Origin of the sequence: Kitasatospora sp. NPDC001540 (assembly GCF_042894345.1) — a bacterium.
Classification (GTDB): Bacteria; Actinomycetota; Actinomycetes; order Streptomycetales; family Streptomycetaceae; genus Kitasatospora; species Kitasatospora phosalacinea_C.
The window spans coordinates 1-10787 of record NZ_JBIAVO010000073.1 but is presented as its reverse complement, the minus strand read 5'-3'; the positions used below and the strand labels follow the sequence as shown (position 1 = coordinate 10787).

Sequence of the window (10787 nt, the reverse complement as noted above, 5' to 3'; positions counted from 1 at the left end):
CCCCCCCCCGCCACCCACCCCCCCCCCCCCCCCCCCCCCCCCCCCCGCCGCCGGGGGGGGGCCCCCCGCGCCCCCCGCCCCCCCCCCCCCCCCCCCCCCCCCCCCCCCCGGGGCGGGTCAGTGGCGGGCGTCCGCGAGTTCGGGCGCCCGGACGGGGGCCGGGTCGGGCTCGCCCTCGACGGAGACGTGCGGGAGCAGGCGGTCGAGCCAGCCGGGCAGCCACCAGTTGGCGGCGCCGAAGCGGTGCATCAGCGCGGGGACGAGGACCATCCGCAGCACCAGCACGTCGAGCAGGACGGCCAGGGCCAGGCCGAGGCCGAACTCGGCGATCATGCGCTGGCCGCCGAACAGGAAGGCGGCGAACACGCAGGCCATGATGACGGCGGCGGCGGTGATGACCTGGCCGGTCTCGCCGTGGCCGACCCGGACGGCGCGGTGGTTGTCGCGGGTGTGGGTCCACTCCTCGTGCATCCGGCTGATCAGGAAGACCTGGTAGTCCATCGAGAGGCCGAACAGGATCGCGATGATCATGACGGGGGCGAAGGCCTCGACCGGCCCGGCCGCGCCCGCGCCGAGCGCCTCGGAGCCCCAGCCCCACTGGAACACCGCGACGATCGCACCGAACGCCACGCCCATGGTCAGCAGGTTCATCGCGACGCCGATCAGCGGCACCAGCAGGCTGCGGAAGGCCACCATCATCAGCAGGCAGCCCAGGCCGACGACGATCCCGATGAACAGCGGCAGCTTGGAGATCAGCACGTCGGCGAAGTCCGCGGCGGTGGCGGTGGCGCCGCCGACGTGCACCCGCAGGCCGGTCCCGGCCTCGGCGGCGGGGACGGTGTGCTCGCGCAGTTCGGTGATCAGCCCGGAGGTCCGCGCGGACTGCGGGGAGGTGGTCGGCACGACCTTGACGATGCCGACCCGCTGCCCGTCCTGCATCGGCGCGGCCGTGACCTGCGCGACGCCGTCCAGGCCCTTCAGCTCGGCGACCAGCCCGTCCAGCGCGGCCCGGTCGGCGGGCGCGGGCGCCTCGGCGACCAGCAGCAGCGGCCCGTTGGAGCCGGGGCCGAAGCCCTCGGCCATCAGGTCGTACGCCTGCCGGGTGGTGGTCGACTTCGAATTGTTGCCCGCGTCCGAGCTGCCCAGGCGCAGCGACAGCACCGGCAGCGACACGGCGAGCATCAGCACCAGCGCGACCAGCGCCTTGCCGGTCGGCCGGGCCTGCACCTTCGCGGCCCAGCGCGGCCAGAACCCGGTGGTGTGCTCCTCGCCGGGGCCGTGCCCGGCCAGTCGGCGGCGCTGGGCGCGGCTGAGCACCCGCAGCTTCAGCAGGCCGAGCAGGGCGGGCAGCAGGGTGATCGCGGCCAGCACGGTCAGGGCGACGGTGAGCGCGGCGGAGACCGCCATGCCGTTGAGGAAGCCCATGCCGAGGATCAGCATGCCGAGCAGGGCGATCACCACGGTCAGGCCCGCGAACAGCACGGCCCGGCCGGAGGTGTTCAGCGCCTTCGCGGCGGCCTCCTCGACGCCCAGGCCCGCCATCAGGCCCTTGCGGTGCCGGTTGACGATGAACAGCGCGTAGTCGATGCCGACGCCGAGGCCGACCAGCACGCCCAGGGTGGGCGCGACCGAGGCGATGCTCATGCCGTGGCTGAGCAGCCCGGTGCCGATCACGCCGGTGCCGACGCCCGCGACCGCGGTGAGGACCGGCAGCGCGGCCGCCCAGGCCGAGCGGAACACCAGGGTCATCACGACCAGCGCGGCGACGATCCCGATGACCTCGCTGAGGCCGCCCATCTCGGTCTCGGTGTTCTGCACCGCCTGCCCGCCCAGCTGGACGTCCAGCCCGTCGGTGCGGGCCTGCTGCGCGAGGTCGACCACGTGCCGGACGTCGGCCTTGGGGACGCTGCGCGCGTCCCCGGTGAAGACCACCTGCGCGTACGCGGTGGTGCCGTCGGCGCTGACCTGCTGGGCGCCGCGCTCGCCGTACGGGCCGGAGACCGAGGCGACGGACGGGCTGTGCGCGACGGCGTCCAGCACCGCGGTCATCCGGTCCTTGACGGCGGGGTCGTGCACGGTGCCGGTCGCGGTGTGCCAGACCACGGTGTCGGTGTCCCCGGCCGCGGCGGGCATCTGCTCCTTCAGCAGGTCCATCGCCCGGCTGGACTCGGTGGCGGGCATCGCCATGCTGTCGCTGTACTTCGTGCCGACCGCGCCCGAGACCGTCCCGAGGCCGACCAGCAGGCCCAGCCACAGCAGGACGGTGACGAGCCGGTGCCGGTGGCACCAGCGTGCGAGGACGGACATGCGCGACTCCCGTTTTCGGCCTTCTCCCGGTCTCCCCCACCCTCGCCGCCGCCCCCGCCCGCTGTCGTCCCCCGTCCGCGTACACCTGCCGTACCGCGTCCGCGGTACCCGGCCGCGGCCCGCTACCGCGTCCGTGGACGTCCGGAGCTGATCCTCCGTCAGAAGTACCCGCACGAACGGGCCTCCGCCCGCGGGGGGAGGGGCGATGCTCCAGGAGGCCGATGCCACCGCCCGCGCGGGCCGGGAGGCTGGACGCACCGAGCCGACCCGCACCGCACCGACCCGGAGGTCACGGTGGCCACCCGCGCCCGCACCCCGCACCGCCCGCCCCGGCCGCGCCGCCGGCCCGCCCGGGCCCCCGCGGCCGCCGCCCTGTGGGCCGGAGGGTACGCCGCGCTCCAGCTCGGCTGGGCCGCGACCCGCACCACCGTCCCGTGGAAGGCCCACTCCGCCTACCCGCCCGTGGCGCTCCTCCTGCTCGCCGCCCTCGCCCTCGCGGCCGGTGCGGCCGCGCTGACCACCGCCCGCCCGGACGGACGGGACAGCAGGGCCGACCGAACCGACCCGGGTGGCCGGAACGGCCCGAACGGGCCGGTCGGCCGTGACGGCCAGGCCGGCCGGACGGGCCGGGAAGGTCGGAACCACCAGGACGGAACGGCCCGAACGGGACGCCGGCCCCACCGGGACGGCGGGGACGACCCGTCCCGCCGAACCGGTCGGGGCGGCCCGACCGCGCTCGGCGACCGGGTCGGCCGGGGCGCGGCGACCGCCGTGCTGGCGGTGGCGGTGGCCGTGTTCGCGGTGGGGGCGAGCGGGCTGCCGGTGCACTTCGTGAGCCTGGTGGCCCTCTCCGGGCTGGAGAGCGCCACCGGGCTGGCCCAGGTGCTGCTGGACGCCGTCGGGGCCGCGCTGCTGCTGCTCGTCCTGCTGGCCCACCGGCGGCGGGTGCGCGGCCGCTGCCCGCGCTGCGGGCTGGCGCACGGCGGCGCGGTCGACGGCCCGCTGGTGCACCCCCGCGCGTCCCGGGCCCCGCGCCGGACCAGGATCGCGGCGTACCTGCTGGTGTGCGGGCTGCTGCCGTGGGCCGGGGTGAAGACGGTGTGGACGCTGGGCGGCAGCGCGCTCGGCGTCACCGCCGAGGCCTGGGAGCGGGCGGTGGCCCCGGACGAGTCGGGGGCGGCGGCGGCCACCGCGGCGGCCGGGGTGGACGTCACCGTGCTGGCCGCCCTGCTCGCGCTCCTCCTGCTGCTGGGGCTGCTGCACCCGTGGGGGCAGGTCTTCCCGCACTGGACGCTCCCGCTGGCCGGGCGGCGGGTGCCGCGGCTGCTCCCGCTCGTCCCGGCCTGGCTGACCGGCGTCCCGTTGGCGGTCTACGGGGTGGTGCTGAACGCGGTCGCCGCGCTGACCGCCGTCGGCGTGCTGCACCCGGTCGAGCCGCTGCCCCCGTTCACCGCCTCCTGGCAGCTGACCTGGATGGTCGAGTTCGGCGGCCTGGCCTTCACCGGCCTGGGCACCGCCCTGGTCCTGGCCGCCCGCTCCTACGGCGCCCGCACCCACCCGTCCTGCGCCACCGCCCCCACCCCCGCCCGGTAGGCCGCACCCGCACCGCACCCGCCCCGCACCCGGGCGCACACGGTCCTCACCCGCCGTTCCGTGAACGTTCAGGAACCGGCTCCTGACCGCACGTCATCAAGTCCCTAGGGTCTCCTTCGGCTACGGAGGAAGGGACTTCATGGACGCACTCCTCGCGGTCCGGGCCCGCGGCATCAGCAAGCGGTTCGGCGAGGTCGTCGCGCTCGACGGCGTCGACCTGGAGGTGGCCCCGGGCCGGATCCACGGCCTGGTGGGGCCGAACGGGGCGGGCAAGACCACCCTGCTCGGCCTGCTGCTGGGCCTGGCCGCCGCCGACCGGGGTGTCCTGGAGGTCTTGGGCGCGCCGGTCGGCCGGGCGCTGGCCGCCCCCGAGGGCGTCGCCGGGTTCGTGGACGGCCCGGGCCTCTACCCCTCGCTCACCGCCCGGCAGAACCTCGCCGCGCTGGCCGCCCTGCGCGGCGGCGCCCGCACCGCGGCGCCCGCCGAGGTGCTCGACCGGGTCGGGCTGCGCGACGTCGCCGACGACCGGGTGGGCGGCTTCTCGCTCGGCATGCGCCAACGCCTGGGCCTGGCCGCCGCGTTGCTCGTCCGGCCGCGGCTGCTGGTGCTGGACGAGCCCGCCAACGGGCTGGACCCGGCGGCCAAGCGGCACGTCCACGGCGTCCTGCGCGCGCTCGCGGCGGACGGCACCGCCGTCGTCCTCTCCAGCCACCGGATGGACGACCTGGAGGCGCTCTGCTCCGAGGTGACCGTCCTCGCCACCGGACGGGTCGCCTTCTCCGGCCCGCTGCGCGAACTCGCCGCCGGGGACCGCGAACTGGACTACCGGCTGCTCACCTCCGACCCGGCCGCGGCCCGCCGGACGGCCGCCGACACCCGCGGCGTCCGGCTGCTCGACCCCGACCCCGCCGGAGCGCGTCCGGACACCGAGCGGCTGGTGCTGCGCGCCCGGGTGCCCGCGTTGGACGCCCTGGTGTCCCGGCTGGTCGAGGGCGGCGTCGCGGTGCGCGAACTGGCGCCCGTGGTCTCGCCGTTGGAGGCCGCCTTCCTCGCACTCACCGACCAGCGACAGGAGGCGGGCCGATGACCGCGACGACTCCCCCGGCCGCCGGAGCCGCGACGTCCGCCGCACCCGCACCCGCACCCGCACCCGCGACGCCCGCCGCACCCGCACCCGCACCCGCACCGCCCGCCGTCCGCCCGGTGCCGGTCGCCCGGGTCTACCGCTTCGAACTGGTCAAGCTGTTCGCGCAGTGGCGGATCCGCCTGCTGCTGCCCGCCTGCTGGCTGGCGCCCGGCCTGTTCGTCGCCGCGGTGGCGCAGCAGGGGACGCTGCCCACCGACACCCTGTTCGGCCGCTGGATGCACGCCACGGGGTGGGCTGGGCCGCTGGTGGTGCTGGGGTTCGCGGGCAGTTGGGCGCTGCCGCTGCTGACCTCGGTGGTCGCCGGTGACGTGTTCGCCGCGGAGGACCGGCTCGGCACCTGGCGGCACCTGCTGGTGGCGGTCCGCTCGCCGCGCCGGATCTTCGCCGCGAAGGCGCTGGCCGCGCTGAGCGTGCTGGTGCTGCTGGTGGCGGGGTTGGCGGTGTCGGGTGCGGTCGGCGGGCTGCTGGCGGTGGGCCACCACCCGCTGGTGGGCCTGGACGGGCACCTGCTGTCGCCGGGGGACGCCGCCTCGCGCGTCCTGCTGGCCTGGCTGTGCGCGCTGGCGCCGACGCTGGCGCTGGCCGGGATCGGCCTGCTGGGGTCGGTCGCGCTGGGGCGTTCCCCGATGGGGCTGCTGCTGCCCGCGGTGGTGGCGCTGGCGGTGCAGCTGGCGCAGTTGCTGCCGCTGCCGGTGGGGGTGCGGCTGGCGCTGCCCGGTTACGCGTTCGTCTCCTGGAACGGCCTGTTCACCGCCCCGGCCCAGCCCGGTCCGCTGCTGGTCGGGGTCGCGGTGAGCCTGGCGTGGGCGGTGGCGGCGACCGTCGCGGCCCGACTGCTGTTCCTGCGGCGGGACTTCACCAACCCGGCGCAGGACGGCGCGGGTCGGCGGGCGGCGGTGCTGGGGGCGCTGCCGCTGGCGGGGCTGCTGGTGCTGGGCGTCGGGGTGCTGACCCCGCTGACCGGGGGCGCCGGTTCCGGGATCACCCGGCCGAAGGTGCAGCGTTCGGTGGCGACCGCCTTCGCCCACCTGTACCGGTTGCAGACCGCCGAGTTGAACCGTCCGGACGTCACCGAGGCGCAGTTGGCGGTGGCCGTGGCCTGCGACAAGGGCAGCACCCTGGTCGAGCCGGAGGGCCCGGGCAACGACTGGCGCTGCACGGTCTCCTGGCACCTGCCGGGCACCGAGGCCACCGGGACGGCGGTCTACCAGCTCGACGTCGCCCCCGACGGGCGCTACGTCGCCGACGGCGACGGGCCCAAGGACGTCAACGGCTACTTCCTGGTGCGCACCGCCACCGGGGACGCACCCAACCCGCTCTGGCAGTTCGACGGCAACGTCGAGCTGCTGCCGGCTCCTTCGAAGGGACAGCACCATGCAGGTCACCCGTCGCCGAGTCAGTGACGACGCGCCCGGGGGCAACCGGCCGCGCACCCGCCGCCGGACGCTGTTCACGGCCGCCGCCACCGCGGTGGTCCTGGCGGCGAGCGCGGGCGTGGGCTTCGCGCACACCGACGCCTTCGGCGAGAACCAGGTCGGCCAGGTCTACGAACAGGGCCGACTGGTCTCCGACAACCAGTACGTGGACCCGTACGGCGAGCGGCTGGTCATCCCCAACGGGAAGATCACGTCCTCGACGGTGAGCCCGGACGGCACCCACCTGGCGGCCGCGGTCACCGACGGCGGCTCGGCGCTGGCGATCGTGGACGTGCGGAACTGGAAGGTGCAGCAGCTGGTCGGCAGCGGCGCCGCCTCCGTCCCGCGGATCAGCAGCAACAGCGTCGGCCAGGAGGGCCCGGCGTACTCGCCGGACGGGAAGCAGCTGTGGCTGGCCCAGCCCGACGGCTACACCCGCTTCGACGTCGACCCGGACGGCAGCGTCACCAGGCCGGTGTACGTGAAGATCGCCAAGAGCGGTGCGCAGCAGGCCCTGGTGGCCGGGCTGGTCTTCTCCGCCGACGGCCGCACCGCGTACGCGGCGGTCAACGGCCAGAACCGGGTGGTCGCGATCGACACCGCCGCGGGCACCGTCACCCGGAGCTGGCCGGTCGGCAACGCGCCGCGCGGCCTGGCCCTGGCGGGCGGCAAGCTGTACGTCGGCAACGAGGGCGGACGGCCCGCGCGGCCCGGCGAGAGCACCATCAACTCGTACGGCACCCAGGTCCCGGCCGACCCGGACACCGGCGCCACCACCACCGGCACGGTCAGCGTGATCGACCCGGCGGACGCCTCCGCCGCGCCGCGCAGCATCGACGTGGGCCTGCACCCGACCGCCGTGTACGCCAAGGACGGGGCGGTGTTCGTCACCAACACCGCGAGCAACAGCGTCTCGGTGATCGACACCCGCAGCGAGCAGGTCGTCCAGACGATCGCCACCCGGCCGTGGTCCGAGGCCTCGATCGGCTACGAGCCGAACGCGGTCGCCCTCACCGACGACGGCCACCTGCTGGTCACCCTCGGCCGGGCCAACGCGATAGCCGTCTACCGGTACGCGGGCCCGCAGGAACCGGCGGGCTACGTCGGCCTGCTGCCCACCGACTACTTCCCCGCGGAGGTCACCGCCTCGGGCAACGACGTCCTGGTCGCCAACGCGCGCGGCGTCGACGCCCGCCGCCCCACCACCGCGGCCGGGCACGCCACCCACGACACCACCTCCAGCGTGGTGCGCTTCGCGCTGCCCAACGACAAGGAGATCCGCAAGCAGACCGCCAAGGTCTTCGCGCAGAACAACTGGACGAACAACGCGGCCAAGCTCGCCACCGGCAACAAGGCCAAGGCCGTGCCCGTCCCGGACCGGATCGGCGACCCGTCGACGATCGAGCACGTCTTCCTGATCGTCAAGGAGAACCGCACCTACGACCAGGTCTACGGCGACCTGCCGCAGGGCAACGGCGACGCGTCGCTGGCCCAGTTCGGCGAGAACGTGACGCCCAACCAGCACGCGCTGGCCAACCGGTTCGGGCTGTACGACAACACGTACGACATCGGCACCAACTCCGCCGAGGGCCACAACTGGCTGATGCAGGCCGACAACCCGGAGTACACCGAGTCCTCGGCGGGCGAGTACCTGCGCAGCTACGACACCGAGGACGACGCGCTCGGCCACCAGGCCAGCGGGACGCTGTGGAGCGGCGCCCGGGCCGCGGGCCGGTCGGTGCGGGACTTCGGCGAGTTCCACCAGTTCCTCACCAAGCCGTCCGGCGCGACCTGGCAGAACCTGTACTGCGACAGCAGGAACATGGCCGCCACCGGCGCCGGCTCGGCCTACCAGCTGGTCTCCTCCTCGCCGATCCCCTCGCTCAACGCGGTGTCGGTGCCCGCCTTCCCGAAGTTCGACACCAGCGTCCCGGACGTCTACCGCGCCGAGATCTGGAAGCAGGACTTCGAGCGCAACGGCCCGGCGAACCTCAACATGCTCTGGCTCTCCAGCGACCACACCGGCGGCCCCGCCAACGCGGCCGCCCAGGTCGCCGACAACGACCTCGCGGTCGGCCGGATCGTCGACGAGATCAGCCACAGCCCGTACTGGAAGAGCTCGGCGATCTTCGTGGTCGAGGACGACTCGCAGGCGGGCCTGGACCACGTCGACGGGCACCGGGCGCCGATCCAGGTCATCAGCCCCTACGCGCAGCACGGCGCCGTCGACAGCACCTACTACTCGCAGATCAACCTGATCCGCACCGTCGAGCAGATCCTCGGCATCGAGCCGATGAACCAGAAGGACACCGCGGCCACCCCGATGACCGGCGCCTTCACCCGCACCCCCGACCTCACCCCGTTCACCGCCCTGCCCAACCGCACCTCGCTCACCAACGGCCTGGCCACCGCCCCCTCCTGCGGCCTCGACGTCCCCGCCCCGCAGAACCCGGCGGCCGCCGCCGCCCCGGCCGGGACCGTCCCGGCCGCCGAGGCGGAGACCGTGCGGAAGTGGTCGGACTGGAAGCAGCAGCAGCACCTGACCGGGCCCGACGCCGTCGCGGACCGCGCCAACCCGGCCCAGCTGAACCACCTCACCTGGTACGAGGCCCACGACTGGGGCACCCCCTACCCCGGCGAGCAGCGCGTCCTCGCCCCGGCCGACGTCCCCGGCGCCTTCCTGCCCGCCGCGGAGAGCGACGGCTGACACCGCTCCGACCGGAGGCCCGCGCCCCTGCCCGCCGCACCGCACCGGTGCGGCGGGCAGGTCCGTTTCGGCGGGCCCCGCCGAGCAGGAGGGTAGGCGGAGAGCGGTCGGCCCGTCAATGAAAACTTCCGATCGCGCGCCTGAAAGTTTTGCTCGCGACCCGCCGGGTCGATTGTCGGTGTTCACCTGGCCTGACCGGCCGTTGGCCCGGAGGGTTCGCGAGGAAAGAGGCAACTCCTGATGCGTGCAGCGTTATTGACTGGGGCCGATTTTCGGCACTAGCTTCTTGGAAGTTCGATCGTTGTATCGAAAGTTTCGAAATTCCTTCCCCGACCACCCTCAGGTGCCAAGGAGTTCGTTGTGAAGCCACGCCGCCAGCTCGCGGCCGCGGTCGCCACCGCCGCCGTCCTCGCGCTCGCCCCCTCCGCGATCGCGTCCGCCGCCCCCGACCAGGGCGGCACCAAGAAGCCCTCGGTCCCCGCCGACTCGCTGCGCGCCCTCGGCGACCGCCAGAAGCTGGGCATCGGCACCGCCGTCGACGACGCCCACCTGGGCAGCGACAAGCCGTACACCGCCATCGTCGCGGACCAGTTCTCCGTCGTGACGCCGGAGAACGCCATGAAGTGGGAGTCCGTCGAGCCCACCCGCGGCACCTACGACTGGGCCGCCGCCGACCGGCTGGTCGCCTTCGCCGGGGAGCACGGCCAGCAGGTCCGCGGCCACACCCTGCTGTGGCACAACCAGCTGCCCTCCTGGCTCACCACCGGCGTCGACAACGGCACCATCACCAAGGACCAGCTGCGCGAGATCCTGCACCGGCACGTCACCGACGAGGTCACCCACTTCCGCGGCAAGATCTGGCAGTGGGACGTCGCCAACGAGGTGTTCGCCAACTCCTGGGACCCGAACCCGCTGCCCAACGGCCTGAACGGCGACGACTTCTGGATCAAGAACCTCGGCGAGGGCGTCCTCGCCGACGTCTTCCGCTGGGCCCACCAGGCCGACCCGAAGGCCCTGCTCTTCTACAACGACTACAACATCGCCGGCCAGGACGGCAGCAACGCCAAGTTCCAGGCCGTGCACGACTTCTTCGCGAAGCTCGTCGCCCAGGGCGTCCCGGTCAACGGCATCGGCGAGCAGGGCCACCTGGACACCCAGTACGGCTTCGACGGCAAGCGCTTCCAGGCCGACCTGCAGTCCTACGGCGACCTCGGCCTGAAGGTGGCCGTCACCGAGGCCGACGTCCGGACCTTCGTCAACAACGCCACCGAGCAGGTCCCGACCAGCCAGCTGGCCGCCTTCGCCCAGCCGTACGAGTTCTCCCAGATGCTGACGGCCTGCCAGCTGGTCGACCAGTGCATCTCGTTCACCGCCTGGGGCGTCTACGACGGCGACTCCTGGATCCCCGGCACCTTCGCCGGCACCGGCTACGGCCTGCTCTACGACGTCAACATGGCCCCCAAGCCCGCCTACTACACCCTCCAGCAGGACCTCGCCCTCGCCGCCCGCCCGGGCGGCAAGAAGTAAGAGGGCGTTAAGTCCTGTTTTTAATGGTTCGGCATCGCTCGATCGTGGGGTCGGCTGCAGTTCCGGGGCGGCTGCCGGATCGGGGGTGGTG

General features: G+C 74.3%; 6 protein-coding genes. 5 read left to right on the top strand and 1 reads right to left on the bottom strand.

Going from position 1 to position 10787, the window contains the following annotated elements:
* Positions 1 to 117 precede the first annotated feature (117 nt).
* On the bottom strand, positions 118 to 2307 hold the full coding sequence (locus ACFY00_RS37700; protein ID WP_388038673.1) for an MMPL family transporter: 2190 nt from the start codon (positions 2305 to 2307) through the stop codon (positions 118 to 120).
* Positions 2308 to 2601: 294 nt separating this feature from the next.
* On the opposite strand from ACFY00_RS37700, the gene ACFY00_RS37695 reads away from it, so the two are divergent.
* From ACFY00_RS37695 to ACFY00_RS37675, 5 genes are all read left to right on the top strand, one after another.
* Positions 2602 to 3900 carry a hypothetical protein gene (locus ACFY00_RS37695; RefSeq protein ID WP_388038670.1) on the top strand — a complete coding sequence of 433 codons (1299 nt, stop codon included), beginning with the start codon at positions 2602 to 2604 and terminating at the stop codon, positions 3898 to 3900.
* Between the two features lie 139 nt (positions 3901 to 4039).
* The gene (locus ACFY00_RS37690) at positions 4040 to 4987 is read left to right on the top strand and encodes an ABC transporter ATP-binding protein (protein WP_388038667.1); all 948 of its coding nucleotides are present in this window, start codon (positions 4040 to 4042) and stop codon (positions 4985 to 4987) included.
* Positions 4984 to 6450 carry an ABC transporter permease gene (locus ACFY00_RS37685; protein ID WP_388038665.1) on the top strand — a complete coding sequence of 489 codons (1467 nt, stop codon included), beginning with the start codon at positions 4984 to 4986 and terminating at the stop codon, positions 6448 to 6450. Before ACFY00_RS37690 ends, ACFY00_RS37685 begins: the two co-directional genes overlap by 4 nt.
* Positions 6422 to 9169, top strand: coding sequence for an alkaline phosphatase family protein (locus ACFY00_RS37680; protein WP_388038662.1), 2748 nt, complete (start codon positions 6422 to 6424; stop codon positions 9167 to 9169). Before ACFY00_RS37685 ends, ACFY00_RS37680 begins: the two co-directional genes overlap by 29 nt.
* A gap of 360 nt (positions 9170 to 9529) precedes the next feature.
* On the top strand, positions 9530 to 10696 hold the full coding sequence (locus ACFY00_RS37675) for an endo-1,4-beta-xylanase (protein ID WP_388038659.1): 1167 nt from the start codon (positions 9530 to 9532) through the stop codon (positions 10694 to 10696).
* Positions 10697 to 10787 lie beyond the last annotated feature (91 nt).